The following is a 19,574-nucleotide window of genomic DNA, read 5'->3' as shown; positions in this document are numbered from 1 at the left end:
ATGGACGGCGCAACGTTCCTAAACCACGCACGCGAGTTCCTGCCCATCCTGCTTCAGGGTGCGGTGGTCACGGTACAGGTGACCGTGCTGTCATTCCTGCTCAGCAGTGTCATCGGGCTGGGGCTGGCGCTGATGAAGCTGTCTCCCGTCAGCGTGCTTTCCAACGGGGCGGCGGCGGCGATCAATGTGATCCGCGGCCTGCCGATCATCGTCCAGCTTTTCTACATCTACTTCGTGCTGCCGGATGCGGGGATCCACCTCACCGCCTTCCAGGCGGGCGTGATCGGGCTCGGCATCGCCTACTCCGCCTATCAGGCCGAGAACTTCCGCGGCGGCATCGAGGCCGTCGATCCCGGCCAGCGCGAGGCGGCGCAGGCCATGGGCATGCGCGGACCGCTCATCATGCGCCGCGTGATCCTGCCGCAGGCCTTCCGCATCGCGCTGCCGCCCTATGGCAACACGCTGGTGATGATGCTCAAGGACTCGTCGCTCGTTTCCACCATTACCGTTGCGGAGATGACGCGCGCGGGCCAGTTGATCGCCTCGTCGACGTTCCAGAACATGACGGTCTACACGCTGGTGGCCCTGCTCTATCTGCTGATGAGCCTGCCGCTCGTCTATGGCCTGCGCCGCCTGGAGCAGCGCTTCGGAGCCGGAAGGAAGAAACCATGATCGACATCCAGAACCTGCAGAAGCACTTCGGCGATCACCACGTGCTGCGAGGCGTGGGCCTGCATGTCAGCAAAGGCGAGGTGGTCTGCCTGATCGGCCCATCCGGCTCAGGCAAATCCACCGTCCTGCGCTGTATCAACGGGTTGGAATCCTATGACGGCGGCGAGATCCGCGCGTTCGGGGAGCGCGTGGACCGCAACAGCAAGGACATCCATCGGCTACGCAGCCGCATGGGCATGGTATTCCAGCGCTTCAACCTGTTCCCGCATCGCACGGTGCTCGAGAACGTGATGGAAGGTCCGGTCTACGTGAGAGGCGAGAGCCGCGACAAAGCGCGCGCCGATGCGATGAGCCTGCTCGACAAGGTCGGGCTGGCGGCAAAGGCACAGGCGCACCCGGCACAACTCTCCGGCGGCCAGCAGCAGCGCGTGGCGATCGCCCGCGCACTGGCGATGAAGCCCGAGGCCATGTTGTTCGATGAGCCGACCTCGGCCCTCGACCCCGAACTGGTCGGCGACGTGCTCGAGGTCATGCGCGGCCTCGCGCGCGAAGGCATGACCATGATCGTGGTCACGCATGAGATGGGCTTTGCGCGGGAAGTGGCCGACCGTGTCTGCTTCCTGCACAGCGGCACCATCGTCGAAGAAGGCCCCGCGGCGCAGGTACTGGGCGCGCCCCGCCAGCCGCGCACGCAGGACTTCCTGCGCCGCGTGCTGCACAAGCCGGCCGAGGCGACGGGAGATCTCGCCCTATGATCCCCACCAAGTCCGCGCCGGGCCAGCTAGCCTGCCCCGCCCCGCTGCCGCCGTCGCTGTGGGCCGCCACCGCCCCGCCCGCCCCCGCCACGCCCCCATTGCGGGACTCGAGGACGGTCAACGTGCTGGTGATCGGCGGCGGCTACACCGGCCTGTCGACGGCGTTGCACCTCGCCGAGGCCGGCGCCCAGGTGTGCGTGGTCGAAGCCAATGAGCCTGGCTGGGGCGCATCGGGGCGCAACGGCGGGCAAGTCAATCCCACCCTGAAGCACGATCCGGACGAACTGGTCCGGATGCTTGGCGGCGAGCGCGCCGAACCCCTTATCGACGCCGTTTCGCGCTCCGCCGACCTGGTGTTCGACCTGATCGCCCGCCACGGCATTGACTGCCAGCCGGTGCGCAGCGGCTGGCTGCAGCTCTCCTATTCGCCCGGGGCCGTGCCGGCCATGCACGCTCGAGCGCGCCAGTGGGAACGTCGTGGCGCCCCCGTCGAGATGCTTGACCAGGCGGAAGTGGCGCGGCGCGTCGGGACGCAGGCGTTCGCAGGCGGCTGGCTCGATGGCCGCGCAGGTGGCATCCAGCCGCTGGCTTACGCGCGCGGACTGGTCCGGGCGGCGCAGCAAGCGGGAGCCGCCATCCATGGCAGCAGCGGCGTCACGGCGCTGGCGCGGCAAGGTGCCAAGTGGGTGGCGAACATTGCGACGGGCGCGACAGTCACTGCCGACCGCGTGGTGATTGCCACCAACGGCTATACCGGTTCGCTCTGGCCCGGCCTGCAGCAGACGCTGCTCAGCGCCAACAGTTTTATCGTGGCCACACGCCCGCTCAAAGGCGAGAATGCCCGGGCCATCCTGGCACGCGGCGAGACGGCGTCGACCTCGCAACGCCTGCTGCTTTACTTCCGCAAGGACCAGGCCGGACGGCTGCTGATGGGAGGCCGCGGTTTTTTCGCCGATCCGCGCCACCCACAGGAGTTTGCCCATCTGGAGCGCTCGCTGGCGCTGCTGTTCCCGCAGCTAGGGCCGCTGGAATTTGAGTACCGCTGGGCGGGCCGCATCGCCGTCACCCGCGACTTCATGCCGCATATCCACGAACCGGCCCCAGGTGTGACGATTGCGGTGGGCTGCAACGGTCGGGGCATCGCACTGTGCACGAGCTTCGGAAAGTATCTGGCTGCCAGGCTGACGTCAAATGGTGAGCCATTTCCCTACCCGCTTTCGCCTCTGGCACCGATTCCGCTGCATGGCCTGCAGCGCTTCTATATTGCCGCGGGGGTCGCGTGGTACAGCTTGCTCGACAAGTTTGGCTGACAAGGCGACGTGTCCGCCCTGCCCCGGGCCGGCCGCTGTATCGCGCTCGAACTGCGGAAACGTGGGAGCGTACGGGAAGGCCATACGCTCAGCTCGGTGGGAAGGCGCTTGATCTTCGGCCGCCGTAGACCAAACCAAAAAAATGTCACAACTTCGTGGGTAAAACTGTCACTTCACGCTGCCCCACGACGCCGATAGAGAAAAACCCAGTAAAATCAATGCCCTATGGCACGCGAAGTAAAATTTTCACCGGCAAAGCCCTGCTGGGTGTCAATAAGGGACGCGCTACCCGACGGAAGCGTCGGACGAGGAATGGAGCGGTTCCCTGTTGAGAACGTACCAAAGCCTCTCAGTTTGGCCGCATGCCCCATTCGCAAATTCCAGATTCTTCCGCCAATGCCGATAGGGCCGAGCTGCTGCCGTTGGTGTGATGAGATTCGATCGGCCGAAACTGGCCAGAAGCCGCCCGTGGCCGTTACGTTTCACTTGGTCGGCTATGCTGAAGCAATGAGATGACTTACCTAATGTCTCTCTTGTAGCGACACATCTGGACGAAGGAGAATGATGATGTTAAAGCTGAAGCTCGCAGTAGTTAGCGCTCTTGCCACAATTGCCACGTTGGGCTCGGGGCCGTCCATGGCGCAAACGCCAGCGCCCAAGAAATTCACTGCGAACACGCTTCAGGAAATCCCCCTTGGAGAACTTCCGCCCGGGAAGTGGAATATGACGGCGACCATGCTGGTGATTGAACCCGGTGGCGAGATTCCTTTTCATGTGCATAAGGGTCCAGGGCTCCGCTACGTATTGGAGGGGGCCATTACCATCATCTGGAAGGAGGGCAAGACGCGGACTTTCGAGGCCGGCTCCACGTATTTCGAAGGAAGGGGCGAGAACCATCCGGCCGGCACTATTTCTGCAAAGAACACCGGTAAGGTGCCATGCCGGGTAGTGATTGTCGAGCTCGTTCCCCAGGAGTAAGTCGCGCGCGAGAAGCAGCGCGGGCCGGCTAATGTGAGAGTTGAACGGCCGGTTCGGAGCAAACCGACTGGCTGAATACAGGGTTGGCAAGAGCCGACCGGCTCGCAACTGGCGGAGGTCGCTTCCGTTCCGCGGCAATCGAGTCCGACGAGGCGGTGAAGTAGAACCATGCGCAGGGCACCATGCCTATCAGAAATAGCGCGCCCTAGACCGTGGAGTCATAGCCAAGAGCCCGCGCACCAAACATAGCTCCAAATGCTGCTACCAAGCAGATCCAGGTGCGACGCAGATTCTTTGTTTCAGGGCTATTTGACATAACTTTTCGAATCATTTGCGAGGAAAAGCTCGCCTCCGGCAAGAAGCGCTAGGCGCTACTCCTTGATCAGCTGTCCCCAGTCGTCATCGCTCTCCGCGACGACGATATTGACATGGCAAAAGATCTCCTGGCCCTCGACCGGCTGGATGTAGCGGAAGAGCCGGGACTTCACCTTACCGGAGAATTGGTTGTGTTCATCGGGTAGGTGTAGGGACACGAAGTCGCCCACGTTGGGGATCAGATTCTCCGGCCCCTCCATGTCGATGGCCGGGCCAGTATCGAGCGGCCTGGCGGCCCCATTTGGTTGGTACTGGTAGTCAACGGAGTACTTCAAGGCTCTCTCCTCGGGCACGCCGCCCATTTGCAATACGTATAATGCGTCTCTTAAGTGTAGCGGCAAAGATCGCGGGAAGCCTGGAAAATGCCCAACGCGCGCTTGCTAAGACTTAGCAGTTGCTACAAACCGCAAGGCGACAAAGGCAACGTGCCCTGCGGCGGGCATAGCGGGTCCGTGGTGTTGAGGAACGTTAATTCCGCGAATGGCGCCCACTAATTCTGCATCGAGCGCTGGTGGCTGGCGGTGACCGGCAAGGGCAACAAGACCCGGCTTGGTGCCCGCGACCGACGAGCTGATCGCCGAGCTGGCGCGCTGCCGCCTACCCCACAACCCGGCGCGACGCGCCCGCTGGTGCTGCCGGTCATCGGCCGCGAGACGGGTCGCGACAAGGCCCTGTCACGCGGGGCGCTGCGATCCCGCCCGTGCATGCGCCGATGATCGGGAACTAAACGCCCCCAGTCCGCGCCGAACGGTTCCTTTAGTTTTCGGCGCCATACAACCTTCGGCTGCAACACCGCCACGGCTCACTGAAAAATGACACACGACATGCACGCTCAGGCCTTCCACTTGGAAAAAGCACTTACAAAGGCTTGAGCAACACAGTATCTGCGGAGGCAGGGGACCCAGCGTCTTTGCGCGGATTCCACTGCCGTGAAAGATGCCTGATGTCCGCCTGCGCGGGCAAGACAGCGGCGCCGAAATGTCTGTGGCGAAAATGCCTTGGCCCCCATTTGGGGGGCGTTAATCAGGCCGGAATGGCACATAGTAGCCATAATGCATGCCGGCCAGCCTTTGCACATTCGCTTGGTCGCCGATACCCGCCCTCTCGCCGGCGGGCGGCGCACCTCTTGCAAGCCCTGCCGGTGCATATCCGGAGAGCGCTTTGACATCATTGCTTCGCGATCCCACGGCTGCGACGCTGCTTTTGCCACCCGATCGCCGTAATCCGCCGGCGCAGGACTCGTGGTTCGTGCCGGGCGGGCGCATTCGCAAAGACGAGCCCATTGCGGCGGCGCTGCGGCGCCTGTTGCAGGAGGAACTGGGTCTGACGGAGGAGGGCGGCGCTGGTTGGGCCATGTCCGGTATCGAGGCCCACGTGCCCACGAGTCGAGCGGGGCATGATCACGACGTGACGCTTTCGGCTCGCGCCGGCCCGGCTCCACGCGGTGAGCACGGGACTAGAGTGCATGCTGCTTGTCGGGTTTGCTGATCTCGACTAGCCTGCTATCGATGTCGATTCCTCGCTGCGCTGCGATACCCATTTGATGCCAGAACGCTCGACCACCCGATATGGCAAGGCGCTGCAGCGCCTGCGCCAGGTCTTTTCCCCGTTGAATCTGGGGGCGGCGGCGTGGCTGATTGCAACATGGGCGTTCGCGGCGTTTCAGCTCGTGAGCGAGCGGGACCGCTTGCTGCACGACGCCGCGGAGCGTACCCAGGCGGAGGCCCGGGCGTTCGGCGCGTACTCGAAATCCAGCATCCTGCGGCTGTCCGAGTTCCTCCTAGACCTGCGGGCCAGTTGGCTGGTCAGCCAGCCGGGGTTCATCGACATGGTGCGTGAGCGGGAGAACCTGGTGGTGGACCTGTCGTTCCAGGTATCGGTGATCGACAAGCATGGCCTGCTCATCTACTCGTCCATCGCCCCGCCCGCGCCCGGCGAGAAGGTCGACCTGAGCGGGCGCGAGCATTTCCGGGTCCATCAGAACGCGGGCGGGCGCGACATGCTGTTCATCAGCGACCCGGTGAAGGGCAAGGTCTCGCGCAAATGGTCGATCCAGTTCACGCGCCCCATCCTGCGCGCGGGCAGCTTCGACGGGGTCATCGTGGTTTCGGTCAGTCCGGAGCAGTTCGCCAGCTTTGCGCAGACGTTCACTAACCGCGATGGCGAAGTGGCGTCGGTCATCAAGACTTCCGGCCAGGTCATTGCGCGCGTGCCGGCCCTGGAGGGCGCGCTGGCCAGGGCGGTCAGCAACAGGCCGTACCTCGCCAGCGAGTCGCCCCAGTCTGGTAGTTATCGGGCGGTGTCGGGCTCCGAAGGCGTGGAGCGGGTCTTCGGCTATTACCGTGTGCCGGAGTTCGGGCTCAATTTCGTGGTGGGCGAGGCGGTCGGCCTGGTGCTGGCGCCCTACGAGGTCTATCGCCGCGTTGCCTTGGCCGGTGCCATTGCTTCCACGCTGCTGCTTGGCCTGTTGTACTACAGCCTGCGCCGCTCCATGGCGGAGCGACGGCGCCATATGGAGGAGATGCGGCTGGCTTCGCTTGTCTATTCGTCCAGCAGCGAGGCCATGGTGGTAACGTCGCTCGATGGCACCATCATCGACGTGAATCCGGCCTTTGCCGCCGCCACCGGCTATACAGTCGAGGAGATCAAGGGCCGCCCGGGCTACAGCGTCAGCGGGGCAGGCAATGCGGCAGGGCTGGTCGAACGCCTACGGGCCACCGTGGCAGCCAAGGGCAGATGGAGCGGCGAATTCTCGATCCGGCGCAAGGACGGCAGCGAGTTTCCCGCCTACCTGACCGTGGATACCTACCTGGCCCACGCGTATGGCGAGCGCCGCCGCGTTGCGCTGATCCATGACATGACCGAGAAGCGCGAGGCGGAAGAGGTCATCCGGCACCAGGCGAATTTCGATGCGCTGACGGATCTGCCCAACCGCCGCCTGTTCTTCGACCGGCTGGAGCAGGAGATCGAGCGCTCGCGCGGCATGCAGGATGCGCTGGCGCTGCTGTTCATCGACCTGGATCGCTTCAAGGAGGTGAACGATACCCTCGGCCACGATCAGGGTGACCAGTTGCTGCTGGAGGCGGCGCGGCGCATTGCGGCATCGGTGCGCGCGTCGGATACCGTGGCGCGGCTGGCCGGCGACGAGTTCACCGTGATCCTGCCCGCGGTGGGCGATGCCGGCGTTGCCGGGGGCATTGCCCAGGCGATCCTGGAGCTGATTGCCGCGCCTTACCGCCTGGCCGGCGAGCTGGTGGTGGTGTCGGCCAGCATCGGCGTGGCGACCTACCCCAAGGACGCCGACAACGCCGAGGCCCTGCTGGTGTGCGCCGACCAGGCGATGTTTGCCGCCAAGGAGGAGGGCCGCAATCGCTGGAAGGTCTTCACCCAGGCGCTGCTGCAGGCGGAGAGGGAGCGCCTGCGCATCACGCAGGACCTGCGCACGGCGCTGGCGTCCGGGCAGTTCGCGCTGCACTACCAGCCCATTGTCAATCTGCGCACGGGCAAGGTCTGCAAGGCCGAGGCCCTGATCCGCTGGGACCATCCGGTGCGCGGGCCGATCCGCCCGGCCGATTTCATTGCCGTTGCGGAGGAATCCGGCCTCATCATCGACATAGGCCGCTGGGTGCTGACGGAAGCGCTGGACCAGCTTGCGCGCTGGCAGGTGCTGCTGGGCAAGGGCTTCCAGATTTCGGTCAACAAATCACCAGTGGAGTTCTGCGCGCCTGCGAGCGGGCCCGAGTCCTGGTCCAGCATGATCGAGCGCAGGAACGTGCCGGTGGGCAGCCTCGTCATCGAGATCACCGAAGGCTCGCTGATGGCGCAGAACGCCGATGTCATGGACCAGCTCTCCCGCTTCCAGGCGGCCGGCATCGAGATCGCGCTCGACGACTTCGGCACCGGCTACTCGTCCTTGTCGTACCTGCGGCGCCTGGACATTGACTACATCAAGATCGACCAGTCCTTCATCCGCTCGCTGACGCGGGGCCCGGACGACGTGGCCTTGTGCCACGCCATCATCAGCATGGCGCATGCACTGCGCATCCGCGTGATTGCCGAGGGCGTCGAGACCGAGTCGCAGCGCGACATCCTGCTGGCTGCCGGCTGTGACTACGGGCAAGGCCACTTCTTCTGTCCGCCGGTGGAGGCCCGCGCGTTCGAGGCCTTCGTGAGCGCCGTGACTTGAGGCGAGCGGCGTCCTTCGGTGCCCGCGGCTTTGCCCAGCACGCCGATATTGATGAGACCAGCCCCAGCTGCTCCAGTACACCGCGGCCGCGCTTGCCCGCCACGCCAAAGCCGTGCTCGTCGTCCACCCCGATCCTGGGGGGCATGGTGTTCGTTGTCCTGCTGCCGGCAATCCTGGTCATTGTGGGATCCTTTTAAGCGGCCCGACAATGTCGGGCTATAGGGCCGCGCGATGTTGACAGGATGCTCCACAACGGTTCTACCACGACGCCGCGGATCCCGACCCGACGCTGAAACGGCACGCTCAGATCAGCATGTTATTCTTTTAGGCACGCATGAATGACAGCCACCACTGACGCCAATAAAATCAAACTCGACGCGGCAAATTTTTTTTTGGAAAATCCCCTGCAACGGATCCCCATCATGTGAATCTTTAACTCGTCGAGCGCAGGCAATTTGATGAGAACGTTATCTTACGTTTCACAACTTAGTACATCAAATCTTGCGAATTTGGAGATAGAACCTGTGCGTCGTCACATTAGGACATTCTCGCCAAGGCGGGATTCTGGCAGCTCTTCTCAGTAGGAAGTGGCATCCGGCGCGCTGTGCGCGTCCGCTAACCTCACAAACTCCGTCCGCTGGGAAGGTGGACGGCGGCATGCTTACTCCGCAGCGACTGTCGAATTGGGGGGCAACCAATAAGTCAGTGACATCGTCGCCTCCCTTGCTCACCCATCGACGGGCAGCCTCCGCACCCTGGCGCAGGCACAGTGGAGCAAGAATGCTTTGCCCGCACCGCGCCCGACCCGGGCGAACACACCGACGAAATCCTGCGTGGCCTCGGCTATGACGAGGCCGATGTCGCGGGACTGCGCAAAGCCAACGTGGCTGCGTGAACGCTGCCGGAGCACCACGCCTGTCCCAGCATATGAATTTCGCTACAATCTTGCCAGCGCAGCTTTGTGCACGGCATCGGCGACGACAGGCCCTGTCGCGCTGCCGAGCGCGTTTCTCTTGACGCAGACAGGCGATGGACATCAAGCACCTACAACTGTTATCCGACATCGTCGAGGCGGGCAGTCTCAGCAAGGTCTGCGCGTCCCGGGGCATCGCCCAGTCCGCCCTAAGCAAGCACATCGCCTCGCTGGAGAGCGAATTCGGCGCCAAGCTGTTCTACCGCACCGGGCGGGGCGTGGTGCTGACGGAATTCGGGCAATCCATCATGCCGCGGGTGAAATCGTTGCTTGGCGAGTTCGAGCAGCTCAGGAACGATATCAGGGACCGCGCCGACGTGCCCAGCGGGCCGGTCAGGCTGGCGCTGCAGGCGTCCATCACGCAGCATATCGTCGGCCCGCTGTTCCAGCGGGTGCGGGCGGACTTTCCGAAGATCGACCTGCGGTTGATGGAGGGATTCGCCGGCAATATCGAAGAGGCGCTGGCGAGCGGCCGCACGGATGTGGGCGTGTTCTCACGGTATGGCGACCGCATCCACAAGACGGACGAACCGCTCGCCACCGACGAGCTCTACCTGATCGCCCCCGCCGGCGACCCGAACGTCGCGAAGCCGAGCTGCCGGTTCGCCGATGCTGCCGCCCTGCCGCTAGTACTGCCCGGCGCTCCGGACGGCTTTCACATGATGCTGCTGGACGAGGCGAAAAAGGCGGGCGTGCCCCTGAACACCCAGATCGAGGTCGACTCGCTCACTGCAATGCGCGAGATCGTCGCCAATGGCGCCGCCTACACGATCCTGACCCGGCAAGCCGTAGAAGTCGACATGCAGCTCGGGCGGATCGGCGTCAGCCGCATCGTCGATCCCGTACTGACGCGCACGCTGGTGCTGGCCACCAGCACCCAGCGGCCCCTGACCTACGCCAGCAGGACGGTCATCGACCTGATCCGGAAGCTGACCCAGGCCAAGGCCGCCGCCGCACCGCAGGCAGCGACGGCGGCCGGCACCTCTTCCGCTGGCACCCGCCGTCGCGGCGCCCGGTCATGAGGCGCTAGTGCCCTGGGCGCTCCCGTGCCTGCGCAACAGATCGAGCGCCACGTCGACGATCATGTCTTCCTGCCCGCCCACCATGCGACGCTTGCCGAGCTCGACGAGGATGTCGACGGCCTTGATGCCGTACTTTGCCGCGGCGGCCTCGGAATGCCGGAGGAAACTCGAGTAGACGCCGGCATAGCCCAGCGCCAGCGTTTCCCGGTCGACGCGCACGGGGCGGTCCTGCAGCGGTCGAACGAGGTCATCGGCCGCATCCATCAGCTTGAACAGGTCGCAGCCGTGGTGCCAGCCCAGTCGGTCGGCTGCGGCAATGAAGACTTCCAGCGGGGCGTTGCCTGCCCCCGCGCCCATGCCGGCCAGACTGGCGTCGACCCGGTCGCAGCCAGCCTCCACCGCCACGATCGAGTTCGCCACGCCGAGCGAAAGATTGTGGTGCGCATGGATGCCGACCTCGGTCTGCGCGTCCAGGACGTCCCTGAACGCGCGGATGCGATGGCGGACATCCTCCATCCCCAGCGCCCCGCCGGAGTCGACCACATAGACGCAGGTCGCCCCGTAGCGCTCCATCAGCTTTGCCTGTTCGGCCAGCTTCGCCGGCGTGGTCATGTGGCTCATCATCAGAAAGCCCACGGCATCCATGCCCAGCTCGCGCGCCGTCTCGATGTGCTGCTTCGCGACGTCCGCCTCCGTGCAGTGCGTGGCCACCCGGACCACGCGGGCCCCGGCAGCGTAGGCTTCCTTCAGGTCGTGGACGGTGCCGATGCCGGGCAGCAGCAGTGTGGCGATCCTTGCCTGCTTCACGACCTCGGCAACGGCCTCGATCCATTCGAGGTCCGTGTGCGCGCCGAAGCCGTAGTTGAAGCTCGACCCTTGCAGGCCGTCGCCATGCGCCACTTCGATGGAGTCGACGCCCGCCTCGTCCAGCGTCCTGGCGATGGTCCGGACCTGCTCGACGCTGTACTGGTGACGGATTGCGTGGCTGCCATCGCGCAGCGTGACATCGGACACGTAGATTTTCTTGCTCACTTTCGGCTCCTTCAGATGGCGGCGACAACTTCGACCATGCGCCCGGCGATGCGCTCGGCCGTCGACAGGGCCGCGCTGGTCATGATGTCCAGGTTCCCGGCGTACGCCGGCAGGTAGTGCGCCGCCCCTTCGACTTCCAGCAGCACCGTCGTCTTCAGACCGCTCACGCGTCCGATCCCCGGCACGTTCAGGTCGTGCACGCGGTCGAACTGGACGTCCTGCTTGAGCCGGTAGCCCGGCACGTAGCGCTGCACGGCCGCCACCATTTCCTCCACCGACGCGGCCACCCTGGCCTCGCCCGTCTCTTCGCTCAGGCAGTAGACCGTATCGCGCATCATTAGGGGCGGCTCGGCCGGGTTGAGGACGATGATCGCCTTGCCGCGTTCGGCGCCGCCTACCGTCTGGATTGCCCGGGAGGTGGTCTCGGTGAACTCGTCGATATTCGCACGCGTGCCCGGACCCGCCGAACGGCTGGAGATACTGGCGACGATCTCCGCGTAACGGACCTTCGCCACACGTGACACCGCCGCCACGATGGGAATGGTGGCCTGCCCGCCGCAGGTGACCATGTTGACGTTCGGTGCATCCAGGCAGCTATCGCCGTTGACCACCGGCACGCAGTACGGGCCGATGGCGGCCGGCGTCAGGTCCACCATCCGCACGTCGGGCTTGCGTTCCCGGAGGAAACGGTCATTGGCGACGTGGGCGGCGGCGCTGGTGGCGTCGAAGATGAGTTGGACGTCGGCAAACGCGGGCAGCCGCGCCAGTCCCTCCACGCCCTCATGGGTCGTCGCCACGCCCAGCCGGGCCGCGCGTGCCAGCCCTTCCGATTGTGGGTCGATGCCGACCATAGCCGCCAGCTCCACGTGGCGGCCATGTCGCAGGATCTTGATCATCAGGTCGGTGCCGATGTTGCCGCTGCCGATGATGGCAGCCTTGACCTTTCTCGTTGACATGCAATGCTCCCGTTCAGTTTGCGGCGAAGGCCGTCCGGACAACGCCCAGGCCCGCGATGGTCGTGTCGATGACGTCGCCCGGCGCGACGGTGGCCATGGGGCCGAGGGCGCCGGTCATGATGACGTCGCCCGCACGCAGGGGCCGGCAGACTTCGGCCATCTTGCGGGCCAGCCACAGCGCGGCGTTCAGCGGATGGCCGAGGCAGGCCGCGCCCACGCCGAGGGAGACGACCTCACCCTTGCGCTCCATCAGCATCCCGCAGGTGCGGAGGTCCACCTCCGACAGCTTGCGGGGCCGGGTGCCGAGGGCATACAGGCCGGACGAGGCGTTATCGGCGACCGTGTCCAGCAGGCGGATATCCCAGTCCTTGATGCGGCTGCCGACGATCTCGACGGCCGGCAATACATAGGCGATGGCCGAGATGAGCTGCGACAGCGTCGCTTGCCCGTCGCCCAGATCGCGCTCCAGCACCACCGCCACTTCGGCCTCGATTTTCGGCTGCAGCACGCGCCCGGGCGCCACCTCCTCGTCAGGGGTGAGTTCCATGTCGGCGAACAGCATGCCGAAGTCCGGCGAATCGACGCCAAGCTGCTGCTGCACGGACTTCGAGGTCAGGCCGATCTTGCGGCCCGTCAGGCGGCGCCCGGTCTCGAGGTAGTGCTGCGTGTTGATGTCTTGGACGGCATAGGCGCCCGCCACGCCCATCGCGGCCAGTTCTTCCCGCAGCGGGAGGATCGGCTGCCCGTCGCGGGCGGCATGGCGAAGCGACGTTGCCAGTCGTTGCAGGACGGCGGTATCCATGGTCATGTGCGGCACCTCAGAGCGGCGGGTTCAGGTTGTCGGCGCTCGCGAAGACGAGCTTCCAGGGCTTCATGACGAGGTTCCGGAACAGCGACGCCTTGGCAAACGGGTCGTTGGCAGCGAGCTTCGACGCCTCGCTCTCGTTGGCGACCTCGTAGACGAACAGCGCGCCGCTGCCGTCGGCGAACGGGCCGGCGACCACCAGCCGCCCTTGTTGCAACAGGTCCTGCAGGTAGGCCCGATGGGCAGGCCGGAACTGGGCGAGCCGCTCGGGCTCATTGGCGTACTCGACGAAGGCTGCGAATTTCATGGCAATGCTCTGTGACTCAGTGATGGAGGAAGCCGGTGGAGATCCATGGCACGGCGGCGACCACCACCGTCCCGACGATCAGGGAAACCATATAGCGCCAGACGTGCCGCACACCCTCGCTCGGCCTGATGCGGCTGATGGCGCAGGCGGCGTAGTAGCCGACCCCGAATGGCGGCGCGAAGAGGCCGATGCCCATGGCGAGCACGACGATCATCGAGTAGTGCACGTCGTGGATGCCCAGTTGCCGCGCGATGGGAAACAGCAGCGGGCCGAACAGGACGATGGCGGGGATGCCTTCCAGCACGCTGCCGAGCAGGACAAAGGCCACGATGGAGACCGCGATGAAGGCCGCGGCCCCGCCCGGCAGCTTCGCCATGGCTGCGGCCAGGTCGCCGGAAAAGCCGGACTGGGTGAGCGACCACGCCATGCCGGTGGCGGTGCCGATGATCAACAGGATGGCGCCTGACAGCGCCGCCGTGTCCACCAGCGCTGGCCAGATCTGCCGAACGTCGAACTTCCGGTACACCAGCAGCCCCACCACGACGGCATAGACGATGCCGATGGTGGACACCTCCGTCGCCGTCGCCACGCCCTCTACCACCGCGGCGCGTATGACGAAGGGAAGCGCCAGCGCGGGCAGCGCCACCAGCAGGCTCTTGCCGACCATCGTCCGGCTTGCACGCGGATTGCATGGTGCGCCGGCCTTGCGCGCCCGCCACCACACCACCAACCCGAGCATCAGGGCCAGGACAACGCCTGGCAGCAGGCCGGCCGTGAACAGGTCGGCGATGGAGATGCCGGTGACAGAGCCGATGGTGATCAATACGAGGCTCGGCGGAACGGTTTCGGTCTGCGCGCCGGTGGCCGCCAGCAGTGCGACCATGTCGCCGTCGTCGGCACCGCGCTTCTTCATCTCCGGGAAGAGCGCCGGGGCGACCGCCGCCATATCCGCCGCCTTGGCGCCCGAGATGCCCGACACCAGGTACATCGCGCCGATCAGCACATAGGACAGGCCGCCGCGGATATGTCCGAGCAAGTTGGCCAGGAACTGCACCATTGCCCGCGCCATCGACGTCATCTCGATCAGCACGCCGAGGAAGACGAACAGCGGCACCGCCAGCAGGATCAGGTGCGACATGCCTTCGTCCATCCGTCCGATCACGACGATGGTTGGCGTCGACGTGGTCAATGAGAGATAGCCGAAGGTGGCCAGCCCGAACGAGAACGCGATGGGCACGCCGGCAAAGACCAGCAGGCCAACGATGCCGACGAAGAACACCACCAGGTTAGCATTGCCCAGCCCTTGCAGCACAGGCTGCAGTCCGACGAGGGCACCCACCACCGCGCCGCATGCGACGAGCGCCACCAGCGCCGCGCGCCGGCTGGCCGTGGACAGCAGCCGCACCACGCTCATCAGCAGGATCAGCGCGATCCCGACCGGCAGCGCGGCGGCACGCCAGGCGTTGGAGATGTCCAGCGCCGGCATGGTGACGAATGCCTCCTCGCTGGCGAACTCGTACGCCGCACCAGCCACCAGCGCGAGCCACGTCAGGGCGGCAACCGTCGCCACGAGCTCGAACACGCCGCGCCATTGCGGCCCCGCCTTGTCGACGAGCGCCGTCATGCGCATGTGGCTGCCGCGCCGGAACGCCACCGCCGAGCCGAGCATGATGAGCCAGATGAACAGCAGGGACGCGAGCTCGTCGACCCACACCAGCGGCGTGCGCAGGACGTAGCGGCTCAGTACGCCGCTGAACAGCACGCCGACCTCGGCGACCACGAGCAAGGCGGCCGGCACCTCCGACACCGCGCCCAGCACCTTGTCCGCCAGCCGCAGCACCCGCGCCGGCTTGCTCCCCGGAATCTCGCCCACCGGACCATCCATGCCCCGGGGAGCGACTTCAACCATTTGGGTAGACATGAAGCACCTCCCTTACTTCTGCGGCAATCCAAGGACGTTCGCCTGGATCTCGGGATCGACGAAGCGCTCCAGGCGCTCTGGATACACGGTGACGGTGATCTCGCACGAGCCCGTCCCGACGGTCAGCCCCAGCAGGTGGCCGCCAGCGCCGTTGAACGTGCCGTCGGTGACCGTGCCGTGGGCGTGGATGGACGGCTTGCCTTCTTTCCACGCGATAGAGCCGGTCATGTTGGCCATCTCGACGTTGCGGTACGTCTTCGGGTCGAACTGCTTGCGGTTGAAATCGTAGAAGCCGAACGTCGCCTCCGACATGAAGCCGATGCCGACAAAGCTCGCGCTGGGAATCTTCTCGTCCCGCGCCAGTTGCTCCAGGGTCTGCAGCACGTTGTCGCCGTGCCGGAGCACCATCAGGTAGCCGGTGGGGGTCTTCATGTACTTGCCCTTCAGTTCCGCTGCCGCCGCGCCGTGCGTCCCCACGACAGCAAGGGTAAGGCCCAGCGTCAACAGCGATACCGCGCGCTTTATGAACGTCATGATGTCTCCTGGAATTTGAATGTGAGCGCACCCGTGGCGGTGGCGCACAGCCACCGGCCATCGGTCGAGAGAATTGGAAAAAAGGGACGATGCGGCTATGCGAGCTTGCCCGCGTACTTCTCCAGCAGCGCCCAGCTCTCGGTCGGGAACTTCTGCTGCCAGCCCTTGTAGAAGCCGGCCTTGCTGAGGTAGTCGCGGAAGGCCTTCACGTCGGGCTGGTTGAAGGCCATGCCGCGGCCCTTCAGCTCGTCGCGCAGGCGGGTGTTCAGCGCCTCCACCGCCTGGCGTTGCTTCAAGGCATGGGCGTCGAACGTGGTGGCAGCGAGCTGCCGCAGGTCCTCGGGCAGCGCGTTCCACGTGCGCAGGTTGGCCACGAGCCAGAAGCCGTCCCACACGTGCGAGGTGAGCGAGCAGTATTTCTGGACCTCGTACAGCTTCTGCGTCTGCAGGATGGTCAGCGGGTTCTCCTGCCCGTCGACGACTTTTGTCTGCAGCGCCGTGTACGTCTCCGCCATGTTGATGCCGGCGGGCGCGGCGCCGAAGGCCTTGAACATCGAGGTGAGCGCGGGACTGAGCGGCACACGGATCTTGAAGCCGTTGAGGTCTTGCGGCGTATTGATCTGCCGGTTGCTGCTGGTGACCTGGCGGAAACCGTGGTCCCAGATCTTCGGCAGGGGCATCAGGTTGACCTTCGCGAAGGCGCCGCGGATATGCGCGCCCAGCTCGCCGTCCATGGCCTTCCACACCTGGTCGTAGCCTGGGAAGGCGAAGCCAATCCCGCTGATGGAGGCCACCGGCACCAGCGTGCCCCAGATCAGGCCCGCCGTGCTGACGAAGTCGATGGCGCCGGATCGGACCTGCGAGATCATGTCAGTGTCGTTGCCCAACTGGCTGCTGGGGAACACGCGGATGTTAAGGCGCCCGTTCGAGGCGCTGGCGATCTCGGCTGCCGCGGCTGTGAGGTTGACAGTGGTCGGATGGGTGGCGTCGAGCGCAATGCCGAGCTTGTAGTTGTAGGCCTGCCCCGCCGCACGCGCCGGCGTGCCGATCATCAGGCCGGAGGCAGCGGACGCCGCCGCCATGGCAATACCTTGTTTGAGCGCCAGACGGCGCCCGCTGTTGAACCCGCTCATGACTTGTCTCCTGTGGCCTGGTTTTGTAGTGTCGGGCGCTATGGCGGCGGTGGCCTGACCGGCCACCCTGCCACTTATGCCGCCCTGGCTTCCCGGCTGCTGAGGTACTTCGAGAAGCTTCTTGCGCCGTCCCAGTCCTGGATCAGCGTCAGCCGGCGCTTCAAGAACAGCCCGTCGGCCACGCGTTCGGCGAACGCCTCGAAGGTCTCAGTCGGATCTTCGATCTCGAAAACGAAGTAGACCTTCGCCTCCTCGTTCGACAGCCACGGACCCGCCAGCAAGTTAAGGTCACCCGGCAGGTTGTGCGGGCGCACGCCCTTGCGCAGGTTCCCGAGGAAATCCACGACGCCCTGCATGGTCTTCGGGGACATGTCGCGCAGCCAGACTTCGTTGAAAAACTTCGGCATCTTCTTTCTCCCTGGTATGCTCAGGCCGACACACGGTCGGTGTAGGCCTTCATCTGGTCCCAGCCCGACAGCAGCGTGAGCTTGCGACGGGCGAAGAGTCCGCTAACCACGCGCTCGGCGTAGGCGTCGAACATGGTCGAGGGGTCGTCGATCTCGAAAATGAACATTACCTTCGCTTCCTCGGCGGACAGCCAGGGGCCAGCGACCATACGCAGGTCGGGCGGCAGGTTGTCGGGCTTCGTGCCGACACTCAGGTTGCCGAAGAAGGTCACAGCCTCTTCGATCACCTCGGGCTTGATGTCGCCAAGCCAGACTTCGTTGAGAAACAGGGGCATTGATGTCTCCAGGTCAATGTTCGGGCCGCAGGTGGTGCGGCGCGATGACCGAAGCATATGAAAAGGCCGCCCCGCGTCATATCCTTAAAAGGAGATATCAGACTTTCCTTGGGGAGGGCTGATACCCAAACCAGGGCACGGCTGGCGACGGGCGTCTACGTGCCCTCGATGGTTGCAGGCGAAGAGCTTGGCGATTAATGCATTTTGAGTTCGGCGTAACGGCTTCGCCTGGATACGTGGGGCGCCCCACTGATGGGCGAGCGCAACCACGGCGCCCGCTAGAAAAAAGCGCGGCTGCTCAAATGGGGCCGCACCGCATTTCGAGCAACGCAGACAGTGCCCGGCGCTCCGGCCAGTGAGCGCCGCACGGACCATCAGAGCTCACTTCAAGTGCTGACCGCCGTCGATGGCAATGTTCGCACCCGTTAGGAACGCGGCCTCTGGCGAACAGAGGCAGGCGATCAATGCCGCCACCTCCTCCGGCTGATCCAGGCTCCCGTCGGGATATTTTGAGATCATCTTGCTAGCAGTCGCCACCTTGGTAGGATGAAGCCTTGTGAGACCTGTTTGCCTCCACACCGCTCTTGGCCACTTCGAGCGCGCGCCGGTTCCATTGCCTAGTCGACATGTCATGCCATAAACAGAGATCAAGGATAAGTCTCGTAGCATCCGGCACGCGACAAGCTCAGCTAGTCATGCCGCCATCTACCGACAATGTTGCACCCGTGACATAGGCTGCCTTGTCCGAGAGCAGCCACAAAACGGCTTCGGCAACTTCCTCCGGCTGACCGATCCGCTGCATCGGAATCATGTCGCCAAGCAGATGCACATCGCCATTGGTCGAGCGCATGTAGTTTGGCGTCTGCGTAGCACCTGGGCATACCGCGTTGATGCGGATACCGTGGCCGGCATACTCCTTTGCCAGTCGAGGACCGTATCCGAGCATGACGCCCATCCTGATCGACGCCCTACTCTTCCCGCCAGGCATGCTGTTCCCTGGCCGCATCCTCGTCGATCTTGGCCGCATGGAACGCCGCCTGTTCAAGCCAAGGTGCATGCGCCTTGGGAACGACCAGCATCGTCAAACCCAGTCCGGCCAGCACACGCAGGGCGTGCTCGAGATTGACGCCCTTGCCGTTCTTTAGCTTGGACAGCATGCCGATGGAGACCCCGCAATGCCTCGCCGCCTGGTCAATAGGGATCCCGTCCCTTGCGCGGGTGGCGCGAATGCGGTCGCCCAGTTGACCGTGGTGCGGTCCGGCGAGTGCGCGGTCCGGTCGTGCAGATGGCGAGGAACACTGCCTGTCGTCAATCCCCCGCGTACGCCGTAAGAATGGTGGCGGAGAAGTGATGTTTAAACGATAACCAAGATTTCGCTGGATTATTAAACGTCTGCTAGCCAGATTAAACAACTTGAGCGCTTCTTGACGACTCGCTCGGTCAGGGACAATCAGGGTGCAGTCTCGAACAAGCTCCGAAAGGAGTTCCCTGTTCTGGAAAATGTGGAGATCGTGGCAGATCTGGTCGGTGTTCTGAAAACCGCCTTCAAGAATTTCGATGGCAGATCCCCAACAAATGAGCTGCCTTAACGGCGCGCAAACCATCGGCGATATGCGGCTGAGCCCGCGTAAGGCGGGTCCCACGTAGTACCCGAACTTTCCATCGAAACACCGCACTGGGAGCGAGTGCTGTGGGCTGGAGGGATCGGCAAGAACACAGTTCGAGAATGGCTGGACCAACCCCAGCCCCCCAATCGCCCGGGCGGATTATGGATCCGGCAATTGTGTTCTTAGAAAATCACGATGGCCATAAGTTGACGCGCTCAGCGTTTCCGCACCCCAATCGAGGAGCCCTTCCGAGCCCTGACGCTCAT

General features: G+C 64.5%; 20 protein-coding genes and 2 pseudogenes. 9 read left to right on the top strand and 13 right to left on the bottom strand.

Translation table 11 applies throughout. The features are described 5' to 3' along the window. From RM96_RS20025 to RM96_RS20010, 4 genes are all read left to right on the top strand, one after another. Window positions 1-672, top strand: coding sequence for an amino acid ABC transporter permease (locus RM96_RS20025; protein WP_039013137.1), 672 nt, complete (start codon window positions 1-3; stop codon window positions 670-672). Then, the gene (locus RM96_RS20020) at window positions 669-1,427 is read left to right on the top strand and encodes an amino acid ABC transporter ATP-binding protein (protein WP_039013136.1); all 759 of its coding nucleotides are present in this window, start codon (window positions 669-671) and stop codon (window positions 1,425-1,427) included. Before RM96_RS20025 ends, RM96_RS20020 begins: the two co-directional genes overlap by 4 nt. Further along, window positions 1,424-2,737, top strand: a complete 1,314-nt coding sequence (locus RM96_RS20015) for an NAD(P)/FAD-dependent oxidoreductase (protein ID WP_039013135.1) — start codon at window positions 1,424-1,426, stop codon at window positions 2,735-2,737. Before RM96_RS20020 ends, RM96_RS20015 begins: the two co-directional genes overlap by 4 nt. Window positions 2,738-3,304: 567 nt before the next feature. After that, window positions 3,305-3,715 carry a cupin domain-containing protein gene (locus RM96_RS20010; protein WP_193752487.1) on the top strand — a complete coding sequence of 137 codons (411 nt, stop codon included), beginning with the start codon at window positions 3,305-3,307 and terminating at the stop codon, window positions 3,713-3,715. 371 nt (window positions 3,716-4,086) lie between these two features. Here RM96_RS20010 and RM96_RS20005 read toward each other — a convergent pair whose 3' ends face one another. Next, a complete protein-coding gene (locus RM96_RS20005; RefSeq protein ID WP_039013133.1) occupies window positions 4,087-4,365 on the bottom strand; it encodes a hypothetical protein in 279 nt (92 codons plus the stop codon). A 225-nt stretch (window positions 4,366-4,590) separates the two neighbouring features. Here RM96_RS20005 and RM96_RS40880 point away from each other — a divergent pair. The 5 genes and pseudogenes from RM96_RS40880 to RM96_RS19995 all read left to right on the top strand — a co-directional run. Beyond that, a pseudogene (locus tag RM96_RS40880) lies at window positions 4,591-4,779 on the top strand (tyrosine-type recombinase/integrase); the annotation flags it as partial. Between the two features lie 367 nt (window positions 4,780-5,146). Then, on the top strand, window positions 5,147-5,578 hold the full coding sequence (locus RM96_RS40570; protein ID WP_082016616.1) for an NUDIX domain-containing protein: 432 nt from the start codon (window positions 5,147-5,149) through the stop codon (window positions 5,576-5,578). A gap of 55 nt (window positions 5,579-5,633) precedes the next feature. Continuing rightward, a complete protein-coding gene (locus RM96_RS20000) occupies window positions 5,634-8,276 on the top strand; it encodes a bifunctional diguanylate cyclase/phosphodiesterase (RefSeq protein ID WP_039013132.1) in 2,643 nt (880 codons plus the stop codon). A gap of 769 nt (window positions 8,277-9,045) precedes the next feature. Continuing rightward, entirely contained in the window at window positions 9,046-9,171 is a 126-nt protein-coding gene (locus RM96_RS40565) for a hypothetical protein (protein WP_274520208.1), read from the top strand. A 134-nt stretch (window positions 9,172-9,305) separates the two neighbouring features. Next, window positions 9,306-10,271 carry a LysR family transcriptional regulator gene (locus RM96_RS19995; protein WP_039013131.1) on the top strand — a complete coding sequence of 322 codons (966 nt, stop codon included), beginning with the start codon at window positions 9,306-9,308 and terminating at the stop codon, window positions 10,269-10,271. Here RM96_RS19995 and dmpG read toward each other — a convergent pair. The 12 genes and pseudogenes from dmpG to RM96_RS19940 all read right to left on the bottom strand — a co-directional run bounded on the left by dmpG (window position 10,266) and on the right by RM96_RS19940 (window position 18,858). Continuing rightward, window positions 10,266-11,303 carry a 4-hydroxy-2-oxovalerate aldolase gene (gene dmpG / locus RM96_RS19990; RefSeq protein ID WP_039013130.1) on the bottom strand — a complete coding sequence of 346 codons (1,038 nt, stop codon included), beginning with the start codon at window positions 11,301-11,303 and terminating at the stop codon, window positions 10,266-10,268. The genes RM96_RS19995 and dmpG overlap by 6 nt on opposite strands. 11 nt (window positions 11,304-11,314) lie before the next feature. Continuing rightward, window positions 11,315-12,259 (bottom strand): acetaldehyde dehydrogenase (acetylating), encoded by a 945-nt coding sequence (locus RM96_RS19985; RefSeq protein ID WP_039013128.1) that lies wholly within the window; start codon window positions 12,257-12,259, stop codon window positions 11,315-11,317. Between the two features lie 13 nt (window positions 12,260-12,272). Continuing rightward, window positions 12,273-13,067 carry a 2-keto-4-pentenoate hydratase gene (gene mhpD / locus RM96_RS19980; RefSeq protein ID WP_039013127.1) on the bottom strand — a complete coding sequence of 265 codons (795 nt, stop codon included), beginning with the start codon at window positions 13,065-13,067 and terminating at the stop codon, window positions 12,273-12,275. A gap of 10 nt (window positions 13,068-13,077) precedes the next feature. Next, window positions 13,078-13,371 (bottom strand): YciI family protein, encoded by a 294-nt coding sequence (locus RM96_RS19975; RefSeq protein ID WP_039013126.1) that lies wholly within the window; start codon window positions 13,369-13,371, stop codon window positions 13,078-13,080. 16 nt (window positions 13,372-13,387) lie between these two features. Continuing rightward, window positions 13,388-15,292 (bottom strand): TRAP transporter large permease, encoded by a 1,905-nt coding sequence (locus tag RM96_RS19970; RefSeq protein WP_152624163.1) that lies wholly within the window; start codon window positions 15,290-15,292, stop codon window positions 13,388-13,390. Between the two features lie 12 nt (window positions 15,293-15,304). Continuing rightward, window positions 15,305-15,826: a PPC domain-containing DNA-binding protein gene (locus RM96_RS19965; protein WP_039013125.1), complete on the bottom strand. Its 522-nt coding sequence runs from the start codon at window positions 15,824-15,826 to the stop codon at window positions 15,305-15,307. A gap of 95 nt (window positions 15,827-15,921) precedes the next feature. Further along, complete coding sequence (locus tag RM96_RS19960; RefSeq protein ID WP_039013124.1) at window positions 15,922-16,959, bottom strand: TRAP transporter substrate-binding protein; 1,038 nt, start codon at window positions 16,957-16,959, stop codon at window positions 15,922-15,924. 74 nt (window positions 16,960-17,033) lie between these two features. Beyond that, window positions 17,034-17,366, bottom strand: a complete 333-nt coding sequence (locus RM96_RS19955; protein ID WP_039013123.1) for a hypothetical protein — start codon at window positions 17,364-17,366, stop codon at window positions 17,034-17,036. 20 nt (window positions 17,367-17,386) lie between these two features. Further along, window positions 17,387-17,701 (bottom strand): hypothetical protein, encoded by a 315-nt coding sequence (locus RM96_RS19950; protein ID WP_039013122.1) that lies wholly within the window; start codon window positions 17,699-17,701, stop codon window positions 17,387-17,389. A gap of 381 nt (window positions 17,702-18,082) precedes the next feature. Next, window positions 18,083-18,302, bottom strand: a pseudogene (locus RM96_RS40060) (SDR family oxidoreductase); the annotation flags it as partial. Window positions 18,303-18,386: 84 nt separating this feature from the next. Further along, a complete protein-coding gene (locus RM96_RS38735) occupies window positions 18,387-18,647 on the bottom strand; it encodes an SDR family NAD(P)-dependent oxidoreductase (RefSeq protein ID WP_238587332.1) in 261 nt (86 codons plus the stop codon). Window positions 18,648-18,669: 22 nt separating this feature from the next. Continuing rightward, window positions 18,670-18,858, bottom strand: coding sequence for a hypothetical protein (locus RM96_RS19940; protein WP_039013120.1), 189 nt, complete (start codon window positions 18,856-18,858; stop codon window positions 18,670-18,672). Window positions 18,859-19,574: the final 716 nt, after the last annotated feature.

Origin of the sequence: Cupriavidus sp. IDO (genome assembly GCF_000812465.1) — a bacterium.
In the GTDB taxonomy this organism is placed as follows: Bacteria; Pseudomonadota; Gammaproteobacteria; order Burkholderiales; family Burkholderiaceae; genus Cupriavidus.
The sequence above is the reverse complement of the archived record's forward strand: the minus strand, read 5'-3'. Positions and strand labels throughout refer to the sequence as shown.

Bases quoted from the DNA above. Each gene is read 5' to 3' on its own strand.
- RM96_RS20025 (WP_039013137.1), top strand. From the start codon at position 1: ATGGACGGCGCAACGTTCCTAAACCACGCACGCGAGTTCCTGCCCATC.
- RM96_RS20020 (WP_039013136.1), top strand. From the start codon at position 669: ATGATCGACATCCAGAACCTGCAGAAGCACTTCGGCGATCACCACGTG.
- RM96_RS20015 (WP_039013135.1), top strand. From the start codon at position 1,424: ATGATCCCCACCAAGTCCGCGCCGGGCCAGCTAGCCTGCCCCGCCCCG.
- RM96_RS20010 (WP_193752487.1), top strand. From the start codon at position 3,305: ATGTTAAAGCTGAAGCTCGCAGTAGTTAGCGCTCTTGCCACAATTGCC.
- RM96_RS40570 (WP_082016616.1), top strand. From the start codon at position 5,147: ATGCCGGCCAGCCTTTGCACATTCGCTTGGTCGCCGATACCCGCCCTC.
- RM96_RS20000 (WP_039013132.1), top strand. From the start codon at position 5,634: ATGCCAGAACGCTCGACCACCCGATATGGCAAGGCGCTGCAGCGCCTG.
- RM96_RS19995 (WP_039013131.1), top strand. From the start codon at position 9,306: ATGGACATCAAGCACCTACAACTGTTATCCGACATCGTCGAGGCGGGC.
- RM96_RS19985 (WP_039013128.1), bottom strand. From the start codon at position 12,259: ATGTCAACGAGAAAGGTCAAGGCTGCCATCATCGGCAGCGGCAACATC.
- mhpD (WP_039013127.1), bottom strand. From the start codon at position 13,067: ATGACCATGGATACCGCCGTCCTGCAACGACTGGCAACGTCGCTTCGC.
- RM96_RS19975 (WP_039013126.1), bottom strand. From the start codon at position 13,371: ATGAAATTCGCAGCCTTCGTCGAGTACGCCAATGAGCCCGAGCGGCTC.
- RM96_RS19970 (WP_152624163.1), bottom strand. From the start codon at position 15,292: ATGTCTACCCAAATGGTTGAAGTCGCTCCCCGGGGCATGGATGGTCCG.
- RM96_RS19965 (WP_039013125.1), bottom strand. From the start codon at position 15,826: ATGACGTTCATAAAGCGCGCGGTATCGCTGTTGACGCTGGGCCTTACC.
- RM96_RS19960 (WP_039013124.1), bottom strand. From the start codon at position 16,959: ATGAGCGGGTTCAACAGCGGGCGCCGTCTGGCGCTCAAACAAGGTATT.
- RM96_RS19955 (WP_039013123.1), bottom strand. From the start codon at position 17,366: ATGCCGAAGTTTTTCAACGAAGTCTGGCTGCGCGACATGTCCCCGAAG.
- RM96_RS19950 (WP_039013122.1), bottom strand. From the start codon at position 17,701: ATGCCCCTGTTTCTCAACGAAGTCTGGCTTGGCGACATCAAGCCCGAG.
- RM96_RS38735 (WP_238587332.1), bottom strand. From the start codon at position 18,647: ATGCTCGGATACGGTCCTCGACTGGCAAAGGAGTATGCCGGCCACGGT.
- RM96_RS19940 (WP_039013120.1), bottom strand. From the start codon at position 18,858: ATGCTGTCCAAGCTAAAGAACGGCAAGGGCGTCAATCTCGAGCACGCC.